Raw genomic sequence first — 23,293 nt, 5'->3', positions numbered from 1 at the left:
TGGGGACGCGCGCTGCGGAAGGCCCCTTCGGTAGTCCCGCGAACAACAAATAGAATCGACGGAACCATCATGACACTTCAGAAAAATGGCAAGACGTTGCGACGTACCTACGCCTCATTCCTGGCGGCCGCGACCCTCATTCTTTCCTCGGCTAGCTTTCAGGCGACTGCCCAAGTGGATGCTCAAGTCACTCATCCCGCAATGCCCACCAATCGGGATATCTTCGGCTTCATCCAGGACATCACCGATTTCGGGCCGCGGCGAACCGGTAGCGAAGCGAACGTCAAAACTGCCGACTACATCGCCGGGAAATTCAAGGATTTTGGCCTCGAGAAGGTCTCCATTGAGAAAGGGGATACCTTCCAGTGGGATGCTACCAAGTGGGGCTTTGACGTAGATGGAACGGAGGTGCCGGCCTTCTACATGCGGCACAGCTTTCATCCAGGCAAAGAAGGGCATTTCAGCACGGGCCCGGACGGGTTGAAGGCAGAGCTCGTTTACGTCGGCAATCGCAAAGATCTCAAGGGACTGGATATCAAAGGCAAAATCGTCGTCGCCGATATTGAGCTCAAAGACATCGACATGAATGGCATGCTCGAGGCGGCAGATTTTGTAAACGACAAGCAGAACTCGCTCAACAAGCATGATCGCCTCAATCCGTTCAATCCGAACAACTACCCATTCAACATGGCGTCCGCCATTGAGGGTGGTGCGGCAGGCTTCATCGGCATCCTGTCCAATTACTTCGACAGCAATCGTTTCTATAACGAGGACATGGCCTACTTCGTGGATGACGACCTGTTCCTGAACATCCCTGGAATGTGGGTGACCAAAAAGGACGGCGAAATCCTGAAGAAACTGATGAAGGACAAGCCTAGCGCCAAAGGCCATGTGGTCTTGGAAGGCGACGTCAAGAAGGTGCAGTACCGGACAGTGGTCGGCTACCTGCCAGGCAAGAATGCCGAAACGCTCATGGTTCAGTCACACCATGACTCCGGATTCTTGGGAGCTGTAGAGGACGCTAGCGGTGTCTCCGAGGTGTTGGCTTTGGCTAAGTACTATGGCCAGCAACCAGCTAAAAGTCGTGAGCGCAGCATGATGTTTGTTGTCATGGACACCCATTTCACCGACTACAAGGCGCATGAAGATTTAGCCCATAACACCATCAAGGGTGGTGGCTTGAACGTCGTAGCAAACGTGACGGTTGAGCATATTGCACGAGAAATGGTGATCAAGGACGGCGAACCAGTCATGACAGGGCAAGTTGACCCTCGCGTCTTCATCACATCGCCAAGCTTGATTGACCTCACCACCCAGGTTGTGAAAAAACATGATTACCAACGCGCCATGGTGGCATCGACCAAGCTGTTCGCTGACGATGAGGGGTTGCCCACGGATGTAGGCCCAATCCAGCTCATTACAGGTATGCCTGTCATCAGCCTAATCTCCGCGCCAGTCTATCTCTACGACATCGGTGACACCCTCGACAAGGTCGCGGTTGAGGAACTCCAGCCGACAGCAATCCTTGTGGCTGATTTGTTGGATGCCCTGGATACCATTCCGGCTGAGAAGCTCGGACGCGACAATCTCGGACAGTAATAGGGCGATGACGATGAACAAAAATATGAAAAGTCGTCGAGAATTCCTAAGTTTGTCCGGAACCGTCGCGCTGGCTGGTGCTGCTGGAAGCTTGCTGCTGGGGCAGGCAGGTAGCGCGTTCGCTGCGAAAAAGACCACCCCTTTGCCTATCGCTGCTAAGGCAGGCGGGAAGAACGTTCGCACCGTTAGGGGGTTGATGGCGCCGGAGTTCCTCGGCATCACTGACATGCATGAACACGTCCTGCGTGATCATGTGGTGTCAGAGGCGGAAGCCCATAAAATGTTCGACGCCGAGACGCTCAAAGAAATGGCGATGTTCTCGGATCCGGAAGAGGTACCGAAAAGCTACTTTCCGGAAAAGGGCAATCCGATCACCCTTCAGAACCGTCATTACCTGACACATTTCTATTCCAACGGCAAAGACCAGTTCCTGCTGGATAAAGATTTGATGATGGGGGAACTTCGAGACTTCGCAGCACTAGGGGGGCAGTCCATCCTGGATTGTAGCCCCACCTATGAGCGCGGAAGTCCTAAGGTCATCCGACAGATGTCTGAAGAAACTGGCGTGAACGTGATCATGAGCACCGGGATTAACTCCCATGTGTTGTTGCCTAATAAGTACAAACACATGAGTGTGTCCCAGCTTGCAGAGTTTTTCGAAAAGGAAATTCATGTTGGTATCGATGACACTGGCATTTGTTGCGGCAACATAAAATTGTTGGCAGAGAGCGAGCAGTTCGGTGTCAAGGCGACAGAAGACATGCCGCTTTTGCATGGTCTTGAAGCAGCCGCTGGTATTTCGCGGAACAGTGGAGTACCGGTGACCGTGCATGCTTACTTGCTGGGCACCGAGGTATTGAAAAGCTTCCTCAATATGGCCAATAGTTTTGGCATGCCCAAAGGCCGGATGATCCTGGCGCACTTTTCCACGGCATTGATGCCTATGGATTACAAGACGCTCTTGCAGGATCCGAAGGCTTTTATGCCTGATCTAGACATTGGATATTGGGCGATGGATCAAGGCTTCATTCTTTCATTCGACCTTTTCGGGGCTGGTTCGTCGTGGGTTGATACCCATGAAGGATTGGTACCCGCATATGACCCAATTTCCTTGGCCGCAATCTATCAGTACGTCAAGAAGGGTTACGGTGATCGAATTGTCTTGGGTACCGACCTGTGGATGCGCAATTCAACTAGAAAGTACGGTGGTGGCGGAATTTCAAAGCTTCTGAACTATGTCGTACCGTTGCTTACTGAGAACGGCCTTAATCAGAGGGAAATTGATCAGATCCTCGTGCAAACTCCGGCAAGGATGCTGGCTTTCTGAAGTTCTGTCCGGTCAGGGATCGGCCGGCGTTTTAATTAAACTTGCGTGACGAGTACCGCCTTCGATATGGCAATAGTCCCTATCGAGGGCTTTGAGCACCTTTCAGAACTGCCGTGTAAAAACAAAAAGAGGAAGCACAGCATGAAACGTGGTTTGGTAAAGTCGACAAAAGGCTGGGGACAAACATCGCTCGCAATCGTCTGCGGGCTCGGAGTCGCCACCGGTGTGCAAGCAATTGAGCTGGGCAAGGGTTTTGATCTGGAGCTCACGCTCACGGCTCTCAGTGATTACCGCGACACTGGCATTTCGCAAACAAAGGGTGATCCGGCTATACAAGCCGAGTCTATTTTCCAACACGAATCAGGTGCCTATGTTGGCATTTTTTCAAGCAGCTTTGATGCCGGTACTAATGCCCGCCGGGAAGACCTGTACTACGCCGGTATAACCATCCCGTTTTCCGAGGATGTTTATTTTGATACCTATATTGGTAGGTACGAATATCAGAAGGATGCGTATGGCGACCTCAATGAGTACTTTGCTGAGATAGGTGCGTACGGATTCCAGTTTGGCTTTACCTATGACTTCGATATGCGTGGCCATGTGCCAAACAATGTCAACTGGTCGCTTGGCTACAACTTCGTTTTACCCTACGAAACGAATGTTCTAGTACGGTACGGCTACACTGACCTAAAAATTGATGCTTTTGAGTCCGGCAGCGGGGACACGAGCCGCACATTCAATGACTGGGAAGTGAAGCTATCCAAGGAAGTGTTAGGTGTTAATTTGTTTGCGAGCTACATCGACACTAATCTTTCGAAGTCCGAATGCTATTCGGCTTCCGGGTTCGACGATATCTGCTCTGCGACTGTAGTTTTTGGTGTAAGCAAAACCTTCTGAGTCCCCGACCTGCAGAAAGCGTGTGGGGAGGTTTACCGTGCTCGCTCGATGGGGCGAGCAATCCCTTAGGTGCCGTTATGTGTTCGACAGCAGCCTCAATTGATATCAGAAATTATCATGAGTTAGATCAGCAGCTTAGGGCAATCCCTGGCTGGCAGGGCGAGTATTACCAGATGTCTCCGGGCAGCTTCGCTGGCCGTACGGTACACGTTGCCTTAGAAGACGTTGAGATATTTGAGGAGCAGATGAATCTGCGTGTTGAGCAGACCTTCCGTACCCCTGTTGATGCATTGGTTTTTAGCTTTGATATGAAAGATAGCACGCTCCATATTTTAACCGATCAAGCGTCCAATACTTGGGTTACGCCAGCTGATTACTGTGAGCTAGCCGTAGTTTTCAAGCGCAGTGCTTCCATACTTGATGGACTTGCAGCTGATCTGGGCGATTTGATCCTGACACCTTTGCAATCAAAGTACTGCCGCTTGTTCAGTCATTGGTTGAGTACGACACTCCACTCTGCGGCGCGCAATCCTGCTGCGGGGCTCCCTCTAGGCATCAAAAAACAGCTCCTCGAGGACTGCTTTTTTATTCTGGAGCAGGAAATGGACGGGGTCTCATCTGAGGTCGTACGCTCAGAGCAGTCAAGAAAAGCCATCCGCCGTGTCATCGAACTGGTGGAGGATTCACCTTGCGAAAGCTTTTCCGCCCCTGAGCTTGCCTCGGCTGCGGGAGTAAGTTTGCGCCGCCTCCAACAGCTCTTTAGAGCGTATGCAGGGATGTCACCTACCCAATGGCTGCGATTACGCCGGTTGAATGCTGTCCGGCGTGATCTCATGCGTTCGACTGCGGCAGAGACGACCGTCGCTGAAGTAGCGATGCGTTGGTCATTCTGGCATTTGGGACGATTCGCTCAATCCTACTACTCCCTGTTTGGCGAACATCCCAGCACAACCCTCTTGCATTCAGCATCAGCGAGTGAGGCCCCTCAATGAGCTTGACGCAACCTTGATAAACTCTTGAGTGGATCTCAACGTAGCTGCTGTACGGTCCCCGGATCACTTCCATGGCCGGTTCTACAATGCGGTGCACTTTTCCTCGACTTCGCAGTGCCTTTCAAGCTCCTCTAGCGCTACTCAGCATCGCCATGATCCTCTCCGGGTGTTCAGCATTATCGTCAGGTTATCAGGAGACACATGCCCTTTCTGACGATAAGGGCCGGTTCGAGCGTCTGTTGAGCATCCGGCTTTCCGATGAGGAGAAAATGCTGATTACCGGGCTGGATACCTCCGAACAGTTACGTGGGCTCGTCGTGCATGCCCTGGGGAGCCGCCTATCTCCTAGCTCTCTGTCGCACCACATCAGCGCTGCTCCAGGAGACGACTCCGCGCCGCTCTCCGCCCACCCTAGTTTCAGTGAAAACACGCTCAAACACGTCAGACAAATGTATTTGACTGGGCGCCTACCAGAGGGGCCGGCGCCTGTCAGTCATTCAGAAGAATCTGCGGCTGGAGGATTTGTCGCGCTCCTGGAGTCTTTGTCTCCAGCGGCACGTGAGGCATACCTGGAGAGTGAGATCGGAACCCGGGCTTACCGGAGTGCTGTGATCAGCGCGGTGGCGCGCCGATTTGTGAAGGCCGAAGCCGCACGCGAGCTCCTCTCCATCGACACTGACTCAATCTCGCTTCAGTTCAACCAGCGAAAACTCATTGCCGCTTTGATGTCTGGAGAGCGCAAGCACGATGCCGAGCTCAAACGTGTAGTCGAAGCTACGTCGACCGCGGCTCGACTGCTACGTGAGTCGGTGGCAAATTTGCGGTCGTCGAGCCAGGCATTACAGCTAGAAACGGGTTGCAGGCATGCCCCGGTACTTAAAGACTCTCGACGCAGCGTTGTTGTTGCGCCGACGACTGCCGACTGGCCGGGCAATGTGCCAGTCTCTCGCATCTATGCTCGATTCGACCTCCAGCTCCTGGGCTCTGGTAGCGGAGCAGCGAGCGCGCAGGATGTGCCAACCCAAGTTGAAGTGGCCGAAAATACCTCACCCTTCGAATACCTGTCGGCAGATATCTCTCCTTTCGTTTCTCGACTTGGGCAGACGGCAACGATGCCGCTACCCGTAGAGCGTCCTTTCGCCTCCGAATTCAAACGCTTTGAAAGTATCGCCTATCAGGAGGTTGCGGGCGGGTTCAGACAGCGTAATGAGCTGATCGCGCGCTTGCACAGTCAGTCTCCCATTGACGATTTGGCGCGGGAGCAGTTGGCTACTCGCAGGGAGCTTTTGCTGAAGGGGGAGGGCAATCAGCTAGATGTGCTTAAGGCACAGAGTCTCGCTTTGCAGACGGAAAGAGCAATGGTCAATACCCGGCTCCTGATCAAGCTCAATCTCCTATCGATCTACGATGCAATGAATGGCGCGAAGTCATCGGTAGAGGTATTCCGAAATCATCAAAGGGGCTGATACGCCCAGCGGATCGGGTCAAAAAGCAGCGATGAGGTTCATACGTTTTCGTCTCTGCGGGGTGCTGTCATATGCTAGTGGCTTGTCTGCAGGACATACTTCCGTCATTCCCATTGAGAGACCTCTATGACGAACAAACTGATTTTAATCGTCGAGGACGACGCCGACGGTGCAAGCATTCTTGAGGCTTATCTCAAACGCGACTTCTTTGATGTGGTGATCGCAGAGGACGGGTTGAAGGGGGTGGATCTTCATCAACGACTCAAGCCGGATCTCGTCCTTCTGGACATGATGCTCCCTATGATGAGCGGTTCGGACGTGCTCAATACCATTCGCCGTCGAGGCGACACCCCCGTGATCATGGTCACAGCGATCGGAGATGAGCCTGAGAAGCTTGGAGCCTTGCGCTATGGCGCTGATGACTATGTGGTCAAGCCCTACAACCCTAAGGAGGTTGTTGCCAGGGTGCAGGCTGTCCTTCGGAGGGCACAAAAAAACACTACTCCGGACAACCGACTGCGCCACGACGCGCTGTGGTTGGATCTGGATAGTCGTACGGTTGGTGTCTCTCGAGATGCTCATGAAGATGCGATGGTTGACCTAACCCCGACTGAATTTAATCTGCTCTCGGTGCTCTTGAGCGCCCCGCAGAAGGCGTTTACACGAGAGGAACTGCTAGCACGCTGCCTGCCGGACAGTGAAGCGCTCGCTCGTGTCGTGGACACCCATATTCACAACGTGCGCCGGAAGCTGGAGGCGCACGGGATCAATGAGGTTCTTGTAACCGTCCGCTCGATCGGATATCGGTTTCACTAGAGGTCGACATGAGAAAGAGTATTCGTTTGTGGCAGTGGGTAGGTTGGCGTATGGGGCTCATTGCCGCGTGCGCAGTGACTCTTATCTCGTTTTTTATGTGGGTAAGGTTCCTTTGGTGGGATATGGAAACACTGTCCCGCATTCCCGAGCCTGCTAAATCAAAAATTGAATTGCTTTTGGAGGATCCGCTAAATCATCAGAAAGAGCTTTGGTACTACCTGTCCAAGTATTACTCAGTGGATGATGTGCTGCCTGGTATAACAGGATCCGATTGGTGGACGATATGCATCCTCTTGATAATTTCAATGCCCGTTATATTTACGGCAGGATTTTTGTTGTTGAGACCAATGTCCAGAAAATTTGTCGAAGTCGCGAAAGCGGCTAGGAAGGTGGCGCAAGGCAACTTGGATGTTGAGCTCGAAACTGTTGAAAATATTCCTCTAGAACTAAATAGATTATGTAAAGACTTTAATAGCATGACGCATCGACTTCGGCAGTACGAACAAGAAGTGAGAGAGTCCAGCGCTGTTGTTGCGCATGAGCTTAGAACCCCGTTGAACGCAGCAATGGGGAGAGTTAGAGGGATGCTTGACGAAGTGTTTCCTACCAATCAGGAGCAGCTGGGGCTGGTGCTGCATCAGTTGGAGAATATTAACCTGCTGGTCAATGATTTGCATTTACTCTCCCTCGCACAAGCAGGTCAGCTTCATCTAAGTAAAGAAAGTTTTGATTTGCCATCCTTGGTGTGGGAGCGGATTAAGTGGTTCAAGCCTCACCTTGATGATGTTGGCCGGAACGTTCATTTTTCACCGGCTACTGATTTGCCTGTAGAGGGGGATCGTAACCGGTTGGGGCAGGTAATAAATATCCTCATGGATAATTACCTTAGGTATGCTACAGCCGGCGGGGATTTAGAGATCATCAGCGGTTACACAGCTTCAGATGTGTTTGTAACGTTTCAGGATCAGGGTCCAGGCCTCACAAGCGAGGAAATCGACAGGGTGTTCCAGCGGTTTTGGAGGCAAGAAAGCTCTCGCACCCGGCGCTCTGGTGGGAGTGGCTTAGGCCTTTCCATTGCCCAAGCGATCTGTCATGCCCACGAAGGACGCATAGAGGCGCGTCATCATGAGGGTGGTGGAATGAAATTCACGATCACATTGCCCTCCCTGCGCAAGGAAACTCGCATAACTTGTAGTGATGTTAATCAAATCTTGACACTTCATTAACGCTACCTTGGCCTGAAAATTTTAAGCTGCTTCGGTATGTGACGCGTGCGGGTGGCCGTGCGCGATGTCAATAAAGAGGTAGCAATGCGTAGTTTCTTCAATTTCAAAGCCTATTCAGTCGTGACGCTTGCCGCATTGGTAAGTGCGTGCGCCAGTCCGTTTAGTGAGCCTGAAATCAAGCCCGCGCACTTAAAGGTTTATGATTCATTAACTAAGCGTGTTCTTGTCGTAGAGGCTATCGATGATACATATGTGGGGGCGTCTGGAGTGTACGATATACAGCCAGGCGCTCACGAAATTAAGGTCAACATTAGCGGTGCGAAAGAACTTCCCAAAGGGCGTGGCTGCAGCAGAACGTTGAAGCATCATCGCTTCCAAAGTGAGCAAGTATATGCGGTGGTGGAAAGCTACTGGGACGGTGTGCCGAGTGTGGTTCTAAAAGGTGCTCGGGGCGAAATTTTCGCACATGAAGATATAAGTGACTGCATCATCTGATTAGAAAGTCGGTGATGCAGGGCTTCAGGCGTGCTATCCATTTTTTGCAGCTTAAGAGCGAAACTTGATCGAATCTTGTCAAGACATTAACGGAATCTTGACAATTTTCCATCACATTCGCAGTTGTTTTTCCTGTATTATTATTCTGAGAATCGCATGAACAAAGTCAAATTCCAGCTAGCGGCAGCTGTCTTACTTGCAACTGCGGCTGCTTGTGCAAACGCACAGAACATCAGCGGTGCCATTGGCGCAACGAAGCAAGGTGGCATGACCGGCCGTATCGCCCTCGGGTTTGATTGGGACAAAAGCTGGTGGGAGAGCGACACCGGGCGGTTAACCGGCTACTGGGACGCAGGTGTAACGCAATGGGAAGCAGGTAAACGTGCTGGTGCGCGCACCACATTGTCTTTCGCTCCCGTTTTTGTATACGAATTCAAAACCCAATCGAGCATCACACCTTTTATTGAGGCTGGTATCGGCGTTTCCCTATTTTCGGGTACGAAAGTCGGTGATCAAAAAATGGGATCTGCTTTCCATTTTGAAGATCGAATCGGCGCGGGTGTGAAGTTTGCCAACAATGATAAGGTCGGGATTCGAGCTATCCACTATTCGAATGCTGGTATCAAAGAGCCAAATAATGGTATCGAGTCTTACTCTTTGTTTTATAGCCACGACTTTTGATCTGTAGCGGAGAGTGTTGAATAATGGGCCCTACAAGACAGCTCGCGTGCTTATCAGCATTTGTAATCATCTTGTCCGGCTGCTCAACAGTTATGGCGGATAAAACCTGGCATGGTAAGCACTTCATATATATCAGCTGCTCAGGTTTAACATCTTCATGGGCCCATTGTTATGATCGAGCAGAGCAAATCTGTGGTACAAAAAACTATGAGGTGATTGCTCGATCAAACCAGGCGGATGAAGATAGCTCCGAATATCCTCTAGGGATAAATCCGGCGGGCTTCAGCAGTAGAGATACAGTGATCTTGTGTGACCCGCCGCTTGCTGATCACAAAAAACTCAACCTCAAGCTTCTTAAGCAGTTCCGTAATCGTCACTAGAAATCGCTGACTTGACCTTGCTGCCCAGCACTGGCGTTAACGATTGTCTATCACCTATATAGAACTGGCATTGAGAGTCTCTCTCGGCTGGAATGCCAGTCTACCAAATATTCGGTGTCGCTGCTTAATCCAGCGGCTGGGTGCTTTTACTCTTGTACTGCTCTTTTAGCACGTGTGCACGCTTGGGAGGGCTCAGCCTTGAGTAAGCGATCATCCCAAAATAGAAATTAACATCCTCCAGGGAATGCTGAACTGCGTTCAGCTGGAGGTCTAGTTCAGCACTCAATTGATGATTGAGTGCAGCGCTCGAGTCGTTGATTTTCGGATGCTGGAGAGAGGCGGATTTGGAAGTTGCTATTTGTCGCTTCAGTATATCAACCAGTTCGTAATATTGCTCTTGCAGTATTTTTAGTTTTACTTCCATGTAATCGATTTGCAGATCCGATCTCATGTTTTTAGGGTTGAAAAGTCTGTCCGGTTCAGGCGCTTTGGAATTTATTCTGTCATTTCTGATATCGCAAGCGACGTAAACTATGGTTGCGATTAATGCGGTATAGGATGTCAGGAGTATCGCCGTCTGTGCAGTCACTTTCATCAAGGGGCGGCTGACAAATAGCCACTGCTGGCTAGCGGGTAATACGACCACAATAGAAGCCAAGGCAATCATTATCACCGCTATTGTTAGGGCTTTCGTTCGCGTGATGGTCATGTTTTTTGCTCGGTCTTTGAACCCAGGCTCCGATAATGGCAATGCAACGTTAGATGGCTCCGTTATCCACGGGCGCTCTTCGCTGTTGTCTCGGTTGTTTTCATTTTGATCTGGCATTGTCCACTAGGATTGTTGGGCCTTCGTTAAGCAATTGTTGAGAAACTGTTAAGTAATAGAAAAATATTTTATTCCTTTCTTGCCGCGGTGGCCTGCGATAAGGTCGCTGTATATTAGGGTGATCAATTGATTGATATCGACTCACTCTCCGTTTCGGCTTTGTTAGCTGATGGCGCGACCTAAAATGTCACAGCATACCCATTTGCAACAGGAACAGATCAGATGTCCCGGTCATTTAAGATGGTTTCTCTGCTATTCGCTATTACGTTGATCAGCGGCTGCAATGATGCCGTTGAATCGCCTGAAGTAACCTCCACCCCAGAGGTAGACGCAGTACGAGTTGTCAGCGAACCATTTGAGGTAACGTCCGAACTGCCTGGGCGTATCGAGCCCGTTCGTGTTGCTGAAGTGCGTGCCCGGGTTTCCGGTATCGTGGTGTCTCAGCTCTTCCGTGAAGGTGCCGATGTCAAAGCAGGAGATCTGCTCTTCCAAATCGATCCGGCTCCCCTCAAGGCGTCCCTTTCCCGAGCTAAGGGCGATCTGATCAAGGCTCAGGCCATGCTGACCGAGGCTAGTGGAAAGGCTAAAAGATACGAGCAACTGGTCTCTTTCGCGGCTATCAGCCCCCAAGAATTTGACAGCGCTAAAGCTGCGCTGGGCAGTGCTCGAGCCGGGGTGGCTACGGCTCAAGCCGATGTGGAAACAGCGAAACTCAATCTGGAATACGCCTCTGTCAGAGCGCCGATTTCTGGACGAATTGGTCGCGGCCTAGTGACTGAAGGCGCTCTGGTTGGCCAAGGGGAGGCAACGTTGATGGCACGGATCCAGCAGCTTGATCCTGTGTATGTCGATTTCACTCAGTCGGTCAGCGATGCGATGGCATTCCGTATCGCCGCGAGCAAAGGCGAATTCACTGAACAGGCTGGAGCAGATCTCTCAATCCAATTCGAAAACACTGATCTCGTGCGCAAAGGCACGCTGCAGTTCCGGGATATCGCAGTCGATCCGGGGACGGGGCAGGTGAGCATGAGAGGTGAGTTTGCGAATGCTGATGCGTTACTGCTCCCCGGGATGTACGTCAGAGTCACTGTCCAGCAAGGCGTAGACAAGAATGCAATCTTCGTCCCACAGAGAGCTATCAAGTTCTCGGATGGCGGAGATGCCACGCTTTCGCTGATCAATGCCGAAGACAAGATTGAAAATCGCGCCGTCAAAACAGGGGTGATGCAGGACGGGCGCTGGCAAATCCTCAGCGGCCTTTCTTCGGGTGACCTCATAGTAGTTGGCGGCCCCGCCGATCTCTCACCAGGGACTCTTGTTAAGCGTCGCTAATCGTTGTTACAGCAAGCGTTGCCGACGTTAGCGTCAGCAGCGTGAGGGTTTTTCATGTCTGAGTTTTTTATTCGACGCCCCAATTTTGCTTGGGTCGTGGCGCTCTTCATCTCTCTGGCGGGGCTGCTTGTCATGCACAAGCTGCCCATTGCGCAGTATCCGAATGTTGCGCCTCCACAGATCTCCATCAACGCGACGTACCCAGGTGCATCTGCAAAGGTGATGGTTGATTCGGTGACCAGCGTGATCGAGCAGGAGCTCAATGGCGCCAAGGGTGTGCTCTATTTTGACTCAACCAGTAACTCTACTGGCAGCGCGGAAATCGTTGTTACCTTCGAACCAGGTACTGACCCTGCCTTGGCCCAGATGGATGTCCAGAATCGGCTGAAAAAGGCGGAAGCTCGTCTACCGCAGGCCGTCCTTTCACAAGGGCTTCAGGTCGAACAAGCAAGCGCCGGTTACTTGCTGATGTATGCCTTGAGCTACAAAGACGATAGCCACAATGGCGATACTGCGGCATTGGGTGATTATGCAGCGCGGCACATCAATAACGAAATCCAGCGTGTTCCAGGGGTCGGTAAGCTTCAGTTCTTCGCATCTGAAGCAGCCATGCGAGTGTGGGTTGATCCGCAAAAACTCGTTGGTTATGGGCTCTCTGTGGATACCGTTAGCAACGCTATCCGTTCTCAAAACATTCAGGTACCTGCCGGCAGCTTCGGCAGCTCGCTAGGTGAGTCCTCTCAAGAGCTCACTGCGACGTTGGCTGTCAAAGGCATGCTGGAGTCACCTGAGGAATTCGGTCGGATCATCCTGAAAGCCAAAGCTGACGGTTCCACCGTGAGGTTAGCGGATGTAGCGCGCCTTGAAATCGGGAGTGAGAGCTACACCTTCGCTTCCCGTCTCAATGGCAAGCCTTCTGTCGCGGCAGCTATTCAGCTAGCGCCTGGCGCTAACGCTCTCCAAACAGCTTCCGCGATAAAACAGCGACTGGCTGAACTGTCAGCTGATTTCCCGGCAGATGTCACTTATGCGGTGCCTTACGACACCTCGCGGTTTGTCGACGTCGCTATCGATAAGGTGATCCACACTTTGTTCGAAGCGATGGTGCTGGTGTTCCTGGTGATGTTCCTGTTCCTGCAGAACATTCGTTACACGCTGATCCCTGCGATCGTGGTTCCAGTGTGCCTACTTGGTACGCTGGCGGTGATGTACCTACTTGGCTTCTCGGTCAATATGATGACCATGTTCGGCCTCGTTCTGGCGATCGGAATCTTGGTTGACGATGCGATCGTAGTGGTGGAGAACGTTGAGCGCATTATGGCTACCGAGGGACTATCCCCTGGTGAAGCTACGAGCAAAGCCATGAAGCAGGTCAGCGGCGCGATTGTCGGCATCACGCTGGTATTGGCTGCCGTGTTCCTTCCCTTGGCGTTCATGTCGGGGTCGGTGGGGGTGATTTACCAGCAGTTTTCACTCTCGCTTGCCGTCTCGATCTTGTTCTCTGGTGTGCTCGCGCTCACCTTCACACCAGCTCTGTGCGCGACCATCCTCAAGCCGATTCCAGTAGGACACCATCAGAAGAAAGGGTTCTTTGGCGCGTTCAACCGAGCTGTTGGGAGGCTCACGGAGCGATACGATGTGCTCAACAATGCAGTGCTGCTCCGCACCGGGCGATTCATGCTGATTTACCTCGGGCTGTTTGGCTTGCTTGGCTATTTGTACATGCAACTGCCTGAGGCCTTTGTGCCAGATGAAGACCAGGGCTACATCATTGTCGATGTCCAGCTGCCACCTGGTGCAACACAAAGCCGCACGGATTTAACTGGCCAACGCCTGGAGCACTTCCTCAAAGCTCGCCCGGAAGTCGCCTCCACCTTCTTCATCACAGGGTTTAGCTTCTCAGGTATGGGTGAGAACGCGGCAGTTGCGTTTCCATTGCTTACCGACTGGTCGGAGCGAAATGAGCAGCAATCATCCGATGCCGTCAGCGATGCTGTGAATGAGTATTTCTCCGGGGTCAGTGATGGGACTGTCTTGGCAGTACCGCCGCCGGCAATTGATGGCCTGGGTACGTCCGGTGGATTCTCTCTGCGATTGGAGGATAGAGCTGGCCTCGGGCGAAAAGCGCTTCTGGATGCTAGAGATGAATTGATTCAGAAGGCAGGCGAGAGCGGAAAGGTCGCCTATGCCGTAATGGAGGGCCTGGCCGAGGCTCCGCAGCTTAGAGTCATGATTGATCGCGAGAAAGCTCAGGCAATGGGCGTGTCCTTTGACACGATTGCTCAATCACTATCTGTCGCGTTCGGCTCTTCTGAGGTCAACGACTTTTCAAACGACGGTCGCCAACAGCGTGTGATCATCCAGGCTTCTAAGAGTGCTCGGGCAACGCCTGAAGGCTTGATGAAACTCTTCGTCTTCAATGACAAAGCCGAGCTCGTTCCGCTGAGCTCTCTGGTGACCACGCGGTGGGAGATGGGCGCGGTTCAAATCGCCCGCTACAACGGCTACCCGTCCATTCGGATCTCGGGAGACGCAGCTCCCGGTGTGAGTTCGGGAGAGGCGATGGCCACCATGGAGCAACTGGCCAGCCAGCTACCAGCGGGTATCGGGTACGAGTGGACGGGTTTGTCCTATCAAGAAAAGCTCGCCGGTGGTCAAGCGGCGGGACTGTTCGGAATGTCACTGGTGGTGGTGTTCCTGCTGCTGGTTGCGCTTTATGAGAGTTGGTCGATCCCGTTCTCTGTGATGCTCATCGTACCTATCGGCGTGCTCGGTGCTGTCTTATCGCTGATCGTCGCCCAGATGCCGAATGACGTTTACTTCAAGGTAGGCCTTATCACCATCATCGGTCTCACCGCCAAGAACGCCATCCTGATTGTGGAGTTCGCTAAAGAGCTATTGGAGGAAGGGCGCGATCTTAAGACCGCAGCTTTGGAAGCAGCGCGCTTGCGACTTCGCCCCATCGTGATGACCTCCATGGCTTTCATTCTGGGCATCATTCCTCTGGTAATTGCCAGTGGCGCAGGGGCGGCAAGCCAGAGGGCGATCGGCACAGGCGTGCTCGGAGGAATGCTCTCCGCGACATTGCTCGGCGTGATCTTCGTTCCTGTGTGCTTCGTGTGGGTGCTATCGAAAGTTCGATACAAGACTAGAGCTTCCAGAGATGTCAGTGCGATTGCACACAGCTAATAGCTCTGACGTCTCTCACGGCCTGCGAAAAATTTTGTGGGCCGTCCTACTCAACGGAGGAGCGCGCTACGGCAGCAGAGCGCAAGTGTTGATCAGTTCGGAATTGAAAGTTGATGTCCAATCCTAATGGAGTGAACGCATGAAAATGAAAACGGTGTTGGCTAGCTCGGCGTTAATTGGGACTGTGCTGGCGGGTTGCTCGACCACTCACCCTGGCGGCGTAAACGATGAGGAAAATATCGGAATGGCGAACCCTGCCAGTGTGTTCTGCGCCAAGCAGGGTGGACAGCCCTCCACCGAGAAGGATGCAGATGGTAACGAAATCGGGATCTGTACTCTGCAAAACGGAAAGATCATGGATGAATGGGAGTACTACAGGATGAACTCTAATTAATCTCAGGACAAACCACGGATCGACCTACGTTCCGCCTTTTTAGGCGGAACTGGTTCGTGAAGAAACCTTGCACCGAGCTCGATGTGAAAACATTTCTGTTGCGTCCCAGCGACAAGCGCGGATGGCCTCTCTGCCGTCAGCGACGGGCTTCCTCTGTCTGAGCTGCAGGTCTTGAATGACGATACGCGCGGTCTCCTGTATGGTTAGCTGTCGAACGATATAACATAACACTTAAGGAGCATTGATGCGTTGTTCATTGATTGGCGGCAGGATTTGGGTGTTCACAGGTGCAGCATTAACGCTTGGGTGCGGTTCCGATTGGGCTTCGGCTGCAGAAGTAGAGGGGGGAGTCACCGAGTTGAAAGCAATCGAGGTGGTAGGAAATGGAACGTCGGATAGCCGAATTCAACCCCTGTCTCGGGCCAAGGTCAGCAACGATCCGGAAAGTCTTCCTGCCTCGGTCACCACGATCACTGATGAAGAGCTTCGTACTCTGAACGTAGACCGCGACATCTCCAACATCTATCGTCGGGTACCGGGCGTAGTCGCGAACAATATCGATCAGGGAGATACTGGCAACGGTTTTCGTATGCGTGGATTCGCCACCAACGGTACTCATGGCGCCGACGTAGCTGTATACGTCGATGGCGTACCACAGAACGTGCCTTCTAGCCAGGGTGGTGCTGGACATGGGCCAGTCTTTCTAGAGTGGCTTACCCCGCAAATGATTAAGCGGGTCGACGTCATTAAGGGCCCTGTCTCAGCCCTTTATGGTGATCAGAACCGCGCGGGATCCGTGAACATTGAGACCCTGGATGGAGGCGATGTAGCTTCCAGCGTCGGCCTTGATATCGCAAGCTACGACGGTCGTCGCGCCAACTTGGTGCTAGGTGGCGAGCATGAGGGTTTTGAGTCGCTTTTTGTAGCCGATGTGTACAAAACGAATGGCTATCGCAAGGCTGCCGAAACCAACCGTGATAACTATTTTTGGAAGGTTTCCAAGGTCTTCGACGATGCCAAGTATTCGGCTCGTTTCAGCCACTATGAATCCGATTTCAAGAACGATGGATACCTGAGCCTTCCTGCGCTCAGGGCTGGAACTATCAGTAGGCGTGACACCGATAATCTTTATGGCTTCGGTGATGCCAATCGCAACACCTACGTCATCAACCGTGCCCCTGCCTATGATGAGGCTGGACTTTACTACACTGCCTATTATGAAAACTTCAAGCGGGTGAGAGCCATCTCCAACGGTACGAATACCCACAACTATGGCAAGGATGATCGAGACATCTACGGTGGGCGTCTTGCCTATAACTTCGTCCACGGTGACACGGCCTCCTTGATGGTAGGCGCTGATATCCGGCGCGACGTGGGGGATGCCTACCGTCAGCAATATCGCAATTTCGAACCCACTTCGAATTTCTACTACGACTTCGATATGGATCTGATCACCTATGGCGCTTTCGCCCAGGGTCAGTACAAACCGTTCGAGTCGCTGAAGCTGTTGGCCGGTATCCGCTACGATCGGTTCGATTACGACATCGATAATTTGAAGTTCCGAGATGCCGACACTGGGTATCACAGCTCGGTGACCACTCCAAAATTGGGCCTGGTTTGGACGCCCGTTGAGCAGCTCGAGCTGTTCACCAATTTCGCCGAAGGATTCCGATCCCCGGCTGCCGAATACATCAGTTCCGGCAGCGGCAGTGCTCTGCCGCTCGGCGATACGGGTGGCCAGATCAACAGCAATGTGCGACCAAGCAAGGTCAAATCTTATGATGTCGGTTTCACTTTCCGCCCAACGGATCGGCTCTCCAACACCACTGAGTTCTACTACATCGAAAACGACAGCGAGACGGTGCAGACCTCTCCTGGAATATATGAGCAGGTAGGCGACACGACGCGGAGAGGGGCAGAAACTAGCTTCAATTTCCAAGCGTCATCCACCATCAGTACTTACCTGAGCTATGGTCGCATCATCGACGCTGTCATCAACAACCCACCTGCAGGTACCGGTGCTTCGCTGGTGGTTCCAGAGCACACCTATAAAGCCGGCATTCAATATCGCGACGGCTTCATGGGCGGCCAGCTCACGCTGAATGCTGACGTGTATCACCTTGACGGAATCCCCTATTACACCGGATCCGAAAAGCATGAGATGCCTCCGTACACGCGGTATGACCTGCGAGCAAGCTACGACTACAGCGATTATCAGTTCAGCGTTTATGGCACCTTCCAGCCACACCGGTATGGCTCGGAGGTCGCCTACGGTACTAACAGTGGATTGGTTATCGTGCCCCAGCCATCCACCACACTGGGCGCTTCGGTCAGGTATTTCTTCTAGAGTTGCTAACAAGAAAGAGGAAGCCGGTTGAAACAACCGGCTTCCTTTGACTGGTGACAGGACCGAGCGACCCGGTCTGTGTCACTGGTCTGCTGCTGGCGATAGTGTTTTAGTAAAAACACGCATTTTAAAGTAGATAGCCGTTGCCGCAATCATTACAGGGATCGCCAGGAGTATAAAGATGTCGCTGATGGTCAAGCCCCAGGTCGTGATAATCGCCCCGGAGCCCGCCCCTAAAATCGCCCCCACCCGACCAATGCCAAAGACCCAGCTGACACCTGTCGCCCGTATAGGTGTTGGGTAGTGAGCCGCGCCCAGCGCAAAGCAGCCTGCGTTTGCGGACATTAGAACGTAGCCCAAGCAGAAAACCAGTGTGCCTACCAACGCAAAAGAGCTACTGAAGAGAGCGATCAGCAAGGTAAACGCTGCGCAGCCAGCAAACATGATGCTGACGATTCGGTCTGGCTGAAACCGATCCATTTTCAGGCCAACCGTGAAGTTGCCGATAGCACCGCCGACTTGCAGAATAATTCCCAGTGTCACTGCCTGCGAGTAAGACATGCCCGCAGCGCTCGCCGTGAGCGGAAGCCAATTGCTGAGGAAGTAGAGATGGAAGAAACCCATGAACATCGCGAGCCAGATAGTCAAAGTACCAAGTCGATAGTCCCGGTTCAACAAAGCTACCGGACCACGGATCGTTTCCTCGGTGACTACCTGTTCACTGTTTAAGAACTTTGTCGAACTACTGGCGCTACCTGGCATCAGTTCGTTGGCTGCCGCTACTAAGCGCTCATGAGATTGTTGGCGTTGTAGACGGAATCGAAGTGACTCTGGAAGCCAGATGATGAGTGCCAAAACGAGCAGTAGGGGCAGTACGCCTCCAGTTACGAACACGGCACGCCAGCTGTACAGCTGTATCAGATGTTCGCTGACCAGGCCACACAGAGCCCCACCCATACCGAATCCGCACCACGCGGATGTCACCAGGAGTGAGCGCCGGCGCAGTGGAGCGCACTCAGCCAGCAGCGTGGTGATGTTTGGCATTGTCGCGCCTAGCCCAACACCGGTGAGGAAGCGTGCCGCGGTGAGGGTGTGGAGGCCGTTCATGAACGCACAGGTAAGGCAAAATACGCCCACCGCACATACAGCTGCGATGATGACCCAGCGCCGGCCGAATCGATCAGCCAAGGGGCCGGCGAGGAGTGAACCTATAGATAGGCCAACAATACCACTCATCATCAAGGGCCCCAGGTCACCCCGGCTTATGCCCCAGTCTTGAAGCAGAGCAGGGGCGATGAAGCCCATCATCATGGTGTCGAAACCATCCAGCATCAGAATCAGAAGGCCGAGAATGATCACGGTTTTCTGTTGCCTTCCAATTGGACGGTTGTCCAGGAAGGTATGCACGTCTAGCACGTTATTATTCATCTTGTTGTACTCGTACGGCTTGTAAACGGGAAGTGGGGCTTTCGCCCCACTGCTATTTGGCCATGGCACGTAACTCGGCGGTGGCGATCTTATCGGCTCGGCCTGAATCGGGGTCCACGACTGCCCGATAGTTTTCCCGCGCAAAGGCCGCGGTCATCTTGTGGTTCCAGACATCCTGCTCGATGTCCTCCAGCGGTCGATCGAGAGGGTTACCGAAACCGCCGCCACCAGGTTGGGTGTGTGAGACCACGTCGTTCCGGGCAATGGTGATACCCACCTTGCTCGGCAGGAACCGAGTCTCGCTGCCGTGTTGCAATGCATTGATCGCCGGGCTTGCAGGTAGGCCACCTTGCAGGCCGTATGGTCGGAATTTCATACGGTCGGCGCGCAGTTGCAGCAGGACGTCGTCAGCCAGCACGCGGTAGCTTCGTAACACACCCAGGCCGCCGCGGTAACGACCGGCGCCAAAACTGTCGGCCACCAGCTCATAGGCTTCAACGCGCACTGGATGCTGTGCTTCCAGAGTTTCGACCGGGGTGTTCGAGAGGTTTTGCGAAGCGTTGGTGATTGCTTCCACACCATCGGCATGTGGTCGCGCGCCCCAGGCACCGCAGACCATGTCGACGATGATGTAGCCTTCGCCATTGTCTTTCTTGCCGGACAGGCACACGACGGTATTGCCGCCTTCACCAGCTGCGGGAATGCGATCGGGGACAACTTGCGCCAACGCGCCCAGCATGGCGTCGAACACCCGATAGCCAGTGAGTGCGCGAGCAGCCACCGCGGCAGGTTCCAGTGGATTCAGAACGGTTCCTTCCGGCACATGCACATCGACGCAGCGGAACAGTCCTTCGTTGTTCGGTACGTCACCTTTGAGCGCGCAGCGTACACTCAGGTAAGTACAGGATTTGGTGTAGGACAGCGTCGAGTTGATCGCGGCGCGCACCTGCGCAGAACTGCCGGTGTAATCCACGCTGACCCGGTCCTCATGGACGGTGACTGCCACACGCACGGGAATCGGATCTTCCGACAGACCATCGTCATCGATGAAGTCCTCGAAGACGAAGGTGCCTTTTGGCCAATTACGGATTTCTTCTCGCGTCAGGCGCTCGGCGTAGTCGAGCAGTTCAGCGAAGTAGCGGCGACTGTCGTCACGGCCGTAGCGATCGAGCAGGCGCGTCAGTTCGCGACTGCCTACTTGGCAAGCGGCGTATTGAGCACGGAGGTCGCCCAGCACTCGGTCAGGCACGCGGACGTTTTGCGCGATGATGCGCTCCATGATGTCGTTGATCTTTCCGGCTTCGTACAGCTTCACCACCGGAATGCGCAGACCTTCCTGGTAGATCTCGGTAGAGTCGCTGGCGTTGGACCCCGGAACGCGTCCGCCGACGTCGGTGTGGTGACAGATAACCACGCTGTAGCCTTCGATCTCGCCTTTATAGAAGAAAGGCGCAAACATGAAGATATCTGGCAGGTGCATGCCGCCCTGGTACGGGTCGTTGACGATCACTGCATCCCCAGGTTGCAGGCTATCGCCATAGCGAAGTTTAACCTGCGCCATTGCCTCGGGAATGGCACCCAGGTGGAGTGCGATGGTTTTGGCCTGAGCGATCATCTGCCCATGGCGGTCACAGATGGCCGCCGAGTAATCCATGACGTCCTTGACGATTTCCGAGCGAGCTGTGCGCAGCACGGTGTAGGCCACTTCATCGACGATCGAGTCCATGGCGTTCTTTACAACAGCAAAGGTGATTGGATCGATGGCCTGGCTCATGCGCGGATCTCCTGGATGTTGATGGTGATATTCCCGATGCTGTCTGCATGGGCGCTACAGCCTGGCGGCACAACGATGGTAGTGTCGTAAGACTCGATGATCAGAGGACCCTGTACCGGCTCCAAACCGATGCTCGCTCTCGGCACCACTGGGGTGGATTGCAGCGGAGCGTCAGGATCGAAGCTGACCAGGCGCTCACCTTTGGACCCTTGCAACGCAGTTGAGTCGACTTTGCAATCTGCAAACTCCAGTCGGTGAGCACTGCGGCCCCGTGCGCTGACGCGCAGGTTCACCAGCTCCAGCGGTTCGTCGCTCGCATATCCGAACGTTTGCAGATACTGGGCGTTGAAATCTTTGCCCAGCTGGTCGAGTGTTTGCTGATCGATCTGGGCACTGCTCAGCGGGACTGTCAGTTCAGAGCTTTGTCCCAGGTAACGGACGTCTGCCGAGTAGACAACTTGAGCGGCGTCAGCTGCGTAGCCTTCACTCGCGAGTACGGTGAAGCCTTGGTCGCCGAGGGCAATCGCCTCAGTCGACAACGTACTCAAGTCGCATTGTGCGAACGGACGGAGGATGGCTTTCACGAAGTTGTGCTCAGCGTCAGCTGTGAGCATGCCGGCAGAGCAGAACACTCCTGCCATGATTGGCGCTACGACGCGGCGGATACCCAGCAAGCGAGCCACGGCAACTGCGTGAAGAGGGCCGCCGCCGCCGAATGCCATCATCGACATTTCACGGGGATCCAGGCCTCGCTCGACAGTCACGGCACGGATCGCGCGGGCCATGTTCACGTTTGCCAGATGGCGGATGCCATGGGCAGCCTTGAGCAGGTCGAGTTGCAGTGGTTGGCCGATGTATTGTTCGATGGCTTTGGCCGAGCGTTCTGGGAACACCGGCAGGCTACCGCCCGCCAGAGCGGTTGGGTTGAGATAGCCCAGCACCATGTTTGCGTCGGTGACCGTCGGCTGATCGTTGCCCTTGTTATAGCAGGCCGGACCTGGATAGGCGCCCGCGGATTCAGGACCAACGCAGAGCAACCCGCCGTCATCAATCCAGGCGATCGAACCGCCACCCGCGCCGACCTCGGCGATGTCGATCGCAGGGACCTTGAGCACATAACCGCCACCTTTAACGAAGCGGCTGGGAGCACTGATACCGTCGCGGAATTCATACTCGTTGGTCAGCGAAGGCTGACCATCGACAACGAGGGCCGCCTTTGCGGTAGTACCGCCCATGTCGAAGATGATCTGGTTGCTGTCGCCTGCCAGCGCACCGATTCGCGCTGCGCCAGTTACGCCACCCGCAGGGCCGGAGGCTACGGCAAATACCGGTTTTTCACTTGCGGATGCAATGCCCATCATGCCGCCGTTGGAGGCCATTACCTGCAACGAGGCGCGAACACCCATCGCTTCGAGGTCCTGCCGCAGGCGAGCCAGGTAGGTGCGCATTGCCGGAAGGATGTAAGCGTTCACCACCGTCGTACTGGTGCGCTCGTACTCCTTGATTTCCGGCAGTACCTCGAACGACGCGCTGACCAGTACCTGCGGGAAATGATGCTGGAGAAGCTGCTTGGCACGGCGTTCGTGGGCTGGGTTGATGTAGCTATTGATGAACGCGATCGCAATCGCGGTCACGCCTTCGTCGATCAACGACTTTGCTTCACGAAGCAGCTGGTCTTCATCCAGGGGAGTTACGACGTCGCCAGTCGCGCTCATGCGCTCCTGGATACCCCGCCTCCAGCGGCGAGTAGCCAGGGGTTCAGGTTTGCTCCAGGAAAGGTCAAACATGGTGGGAGTGCGGATGCGACCAATTTCGAGCACATCTCGGAAGCCTGCGGTGGTCAGGACGCCAGTCTTCGCACCGACTTTTTGCAGGATGGTGTTGGAGGCAGTGGTCGTGCCGTGCACGATTTCGGTGATATCGCCTGGCTCGACACCTGCTTGCTGTAGCAGGGTGCTCAAACCTTGCACGATGGCTTCGCCGAGGTTTTCGGGAGTTGTCGAGGTTTTGTTGACGAACAGGCGGCCATCTGGCATCGCAAGCACGACGTCTGTGAACGTGCCTCCGATGTCGCATCCTACCCGTACGCCCCTGCTGATTTTTGTTGTTGATGCAGTGCTCATG

Annotated in this window: 17 protein-coding genes; 13 read left to right on the top strand and 4 right to left on the bottom strand. The window is 53.8% G+C overall.

Annotated features, from left to right (window positions below; translation table 11 throughout):
- Positions 1–69 precede the first annotated feature (69 nt).
- The 9 genes from CWR53_RS12410 to CWR53_RS12370 all read left to right on the top strand — a co-directional run bounded on the left by CWR53_RS12410 (position 70) and on the right by CWR53_RS12370 (position 9,499).
- Positions 70–1,599, top strand: coding sequence for a M28 family peptidase (locus CWR53_RS12410; protein WP_100851683.1), 1,530 nt, complete (start codon positions 70–72; stop codon positions 1,597–1,599).
- 13 nt (positions 1,600–1,612) lie between these two features.
- The gene (locus CWR53_RS12405) at positions 1,613–2,926 is read left to right on the top strand and encodes a hypothetical protein (protein WP_181405424.1); all 1,314 of its coding nucleotides are present in this window, start codon (positions 1,613–1,615) and stop codon (positions 2,924–2,926) included.
- Positions 2,927–3,067: 141 nt separating this feature from the next.
- On the top strand, positions 3,068–3,823 hold the full coding sequence (locus CWR53_RS12400; protein ID WP_181405423.1) for a TorF family putative porin: 756 nt from the start codon (positions 3,068–3,070) through the stop codon (positions 3,821–3,823).
- A 77-nt stretch (positions 3,824–3,900) separates the two neighbouring features.
- A complete protein-coding gene (locus CWR53_RS12395) occupies positions 3,901–4,815 on the top strand; it encodes a helix-turn-helix domain-containing protein (RefSeq protein ID WP_100851680.1) in 915 nt (304 codons plus the stop codon).
- 71 nt (positions 4,816–4,886) lie between these two features.
- Positions 4,887–6,281 carry a hypothetical protein gene (locus CWR53_RS12390; protein ID WP_138031819.1) on the top strand — a complete coding sequence of 465 codons (1,395 nt, stop codon included), beginning with the start codon at positions 4,887–4,889 and terminating at the stop codon, positions 6,279–6,281.
- A gap of 126 nt (positions 6,282–6,407) precedes the next feature.
- The gene (locus CWR53_RS12385) at positions 6,408–7,097 is read left to right on the top strand and encodes a response regulator (RefSeq protein WP_100851678.1); all 690 of its coding nucleotides are present in this window, start codon (positions 6,408–6,410) and stop codon (positions 7,095–7,097) included.
- A gap of 8 nt (positions 7,098–7,105) precedes the next feature.
- Complete coding sequence (locus CWR53_RS12380) at positions 7,106–8,323, top strand: cell wall metabolism sensor histidine kinase WalK (protein ID WP_100851677.1); 1,218 nt, start codon at positions 7,106–7,108, stop codon at positions 8,321–8,323.
- Between the two features lie 84 nt (positions 8,324–8,407).
- Positions 8,408–8,818 (top strand): hypothetical protein, encoded by a 411-nt coding sequence (locus tag CWR53_RS12375; protein ID WP_100851676.1) that lies wholly within the window; start codon positions 8,408–8,410, stop codon positions 8,816–8,818.
- 156 nt (positions 8,819–8,974) lie between these two features.
- Entirely contained in the window at positions 8,975–9,499 is a 525-nt protein-coding gene (locus tag CWR53_RS12370) for an acyloxyacyl hydrolase (RefSeq protein WP_100851675.1), read from the top strand.
- 504 nt (positions 9,500–10,003) lie between these two features.
- On the opposite strand, the gene CWR53_RS12365 is transcribed toward CWR53_RS12370, so the two are convergent.
- Positions 10,004–10,588 carry a hypothetical protein gene (locus CWR53_RS12365; RefSeq protein WP_100851674.1) on the bottom strand — a complete coding sequence of 195 codons (585 nt, stop codon included), beginning with the start codon at positions 10,586–10,588 and terminating at the stop codon, positions 10,004–10,006.
- Positions 10,589–10,927: 339 nt separating this feature from the next.
- Here CWR53_RS12365 and CWR53_RS12360 point away from each other — a divergent pair, with 339 nt between their 5' ends.
- From CWR53_RS12360 to CWR53_RS12345, 4 genes are all read left to right on the top strand, one after another.
- Positions 10,928–12,037, top strand: coding sequence for an efflux RND transporter periplasmic adaptor subunit (locus tag CWR53_RS12360; RefSeq protein WP_100851673.1), 1,110 nt, complete (start codon positions 10,928–10,930; stop codon positions 12,035–12,037).
- Between the two features lie 54 nt (positions 12,038–12,091).
- The gene (locus CWR53_RS12355; RefSeq protein WP_100851672.1) at positions 12,092–15,226 is read left to right on the top strand and encodes an efflux RND transporter permease subunit; all 3,135 of its coding nucleotides are present in this window, start codon (positions 12,092–12,094) and stop codon (positions 15,224–15,226) included.
- Between the two features lie 139 nt (positions 15,227–15,365).
- Positions 15,366–15,620, top strand: a complete 255-nt coding sequence (locus CWR53_RS12350; protein ID WP_100851671.1) for a DUF333 domain-containing protein — start codon at positions 15,366–15,368, stop codon at positions 15,618–15,620.
- A 244-nt stretch (positions 15,621–15,864) separates the two neighbouring features.
- Positions 15,865–17,967, top strand: a complete 2,103-nt coding sequence (locus CWR53_RS12345; protein ID WP_100851670.1) for a TonB-dependent receptor — start codon at positions 15,865–15,867, stop codon at positions 17,965–17,967.
- Between the two features lie 81 nt (positions 17,968–18,048).
- Here CWR53_RS12345 and CWR53_RS12340 read toward each other — a convergent pair whose 3' ends face one another.
- The 3 genes from CWR53_RS12340 to CWR53_RS12330 are packed head-to-tail and all read right to left on the bottom strand — an operon-like array spanning position 18,049 to position 23,292.
- A complete protein-coding gene (locus CWR53_RS12340) occupies positions 18,049–19,395 on the bottom strand; it encodes an aromatic acid/H+ symport family MFS transporter (protein WP_100851669.1) in 1,347 nt (448 codons plus the stop codon).
- 52 nt (positions 19,396–19,447) lie between these two features.
- A complete protein-coding gene (locus tag CWR53_RS12335) occupies positions 19,448–21,169 on the bottom strand; it encodes a hydantoinase B/oxoprolinase family protein (RefSeq protein WP_100851668.1) in 1,722 nt (573 codons plus the stop codon).
- Entirely contained in the window at positions 21,166–23,292 is a 2,127-nt protein-coding gene (locus tag CWR53_RS12330) for a hydantoinase/oxoprolinase family protein (RefSeq protein WP_100851667.1), read from the bottom strand. Before CWR53_RS12330 ends, CWR53_RS12335 begins: the two co-directional genes overlap by 4 nt.
- Position 23,293 lies beyond the last annotated feature (1 nt).

The sequence above is a fragment of the Pseudomonas sp. SGAir0191 genome (assembly GCF_002812565.2).
In the GTDB taxonomy this organism is placed as follows: domain Bacteria; phylum Pseudomonadota; class Gammaproteobacteria; order Pseudomonadales; family Pseudomonadaceae; genus Aquipseudomonas; species Aquipseudomonas parafulva_B.
This window is presented reverse-complemented; position numbering and strand designations above follow the sequence as displayed.

Bases quoted from the DNA above. Each gene is read 5' to 3' on its own strand.
- CWR53_RS12410 (WP_100851683.1), top strand. From the start codon at position 70: ATGACACTTCAGAAAAATGGCAAGACGTTGCGACGTACCTACGCCTCA.
- CWR53_RS12405 (WP_181405424.1), top strand. From the start codon at position 1,613: ATGAACAAAAATATGAAAAGTCGTCGAGAATTCCTAAGTTTGTCCGGA.
- CWR53_RS12400 (WP_181405423.1), top strand. From the start codon at position 3,068: ATGAAACGTGGTTTGGTAAAGTCGACAAAAGGCTGGGGACAAACATCG.
- CWR53_RS12395 (WP_100851680.1), top strand. From the start codon at position 3,901: ATGTGTTCGACAGCAGCCTCAATTGATATCAGAAATTATCATGAGTTA.
- CWR53_RS12390 (WP_138031819.1), top strand. From the start codon at position 4,887: ATGGCCGGTTCTACAATGCGGTGCACTTTTCCTCGACTTCGCAGTGCC.
- CWR53_RS12385 (WP_100851678.1), top strand. From the start codon at position 6,408: ATGACGAACAAACTGATTTTAATCGTCGAGGACGACGCCGACGGTGCA.
- CWR53_RS12380 (WP_100851677.1), top strand. From the start codon at position 7,106: ATGAGAAAGAGTATTCGTTTGTGGCAGTGGGTAGGTTGGCGTATGGGG.
- CWR53_RS12375 (WP_100851676.1), top strand. From the start codon at position 8,408: ATGCGTAGTTTCTTCAATTTCAAAGCCTATTCAGTCGTGACGCTTGCC.
- CWR53_RS12370 (WP_100851675.1), top strand. From the start codon at position 8,975: ATGAACAAAGTCAAATTCCAGCTAGCGGCAGCTGTCTTACTTGCAACT.
- CWR53_RS12365 (WP_100851674.1), bottom strand. From the start codon at position 10,588: ATGACCATCACGCGAACGAAAGCCCTAACAATAGCGGTGATAATGATT.
- CWR53_RS12360 (WP_100851673.1), top strand. From the start codon at position 10,928: ATGTCCCGGTCATTTAAGATGGTTTCTCTGCTATTCGCTATTACGTTG.
- CWR53_RS12355 (WP_100851672.1), top strand. From the start codon at position 12,092: ATGTCTGAGTTTTTTATTCGACGCCCCAATTTTGCTTGGGTCGTGGCG.
- CWR53_RS12350 (WP_100851671.1), top strand. From the start codon at position 15,366: ATGAAAATGAAAACGGTGTTGGCTAGCTCGGCGTTAATTGGGACTGTG.
- CWR53_RS12345 (WP_100851670.1), top strand. From the start codon at position 15,865: ATGCGTTGTTCATTGATTGGCGGCAGGATTTGGGTGTTCACAGGTGCA.
- CWR53_RS12340 (WP_100851669.1), bottom strand. From the start codon at position 19,395: ATGAATAATAACGTGCTAGACGTGCATACCTTCCTGGACAACCGTCCA.
- CWR53_RS12335 (WP_100851668.1), bottom strand. From the start codon at position 21,169: ATGAGCCAGGCCATCGATCCAATCACCTTTGCTGTTGTAAAGAACGCC.
- CWR53_RS12330 (WP_100851667.1), bottom strand. From the start codon at position 23,292: ATGAGCACTGCATCAACAACAAAAATCAGCAGGGGCGTACGGGTAGGA.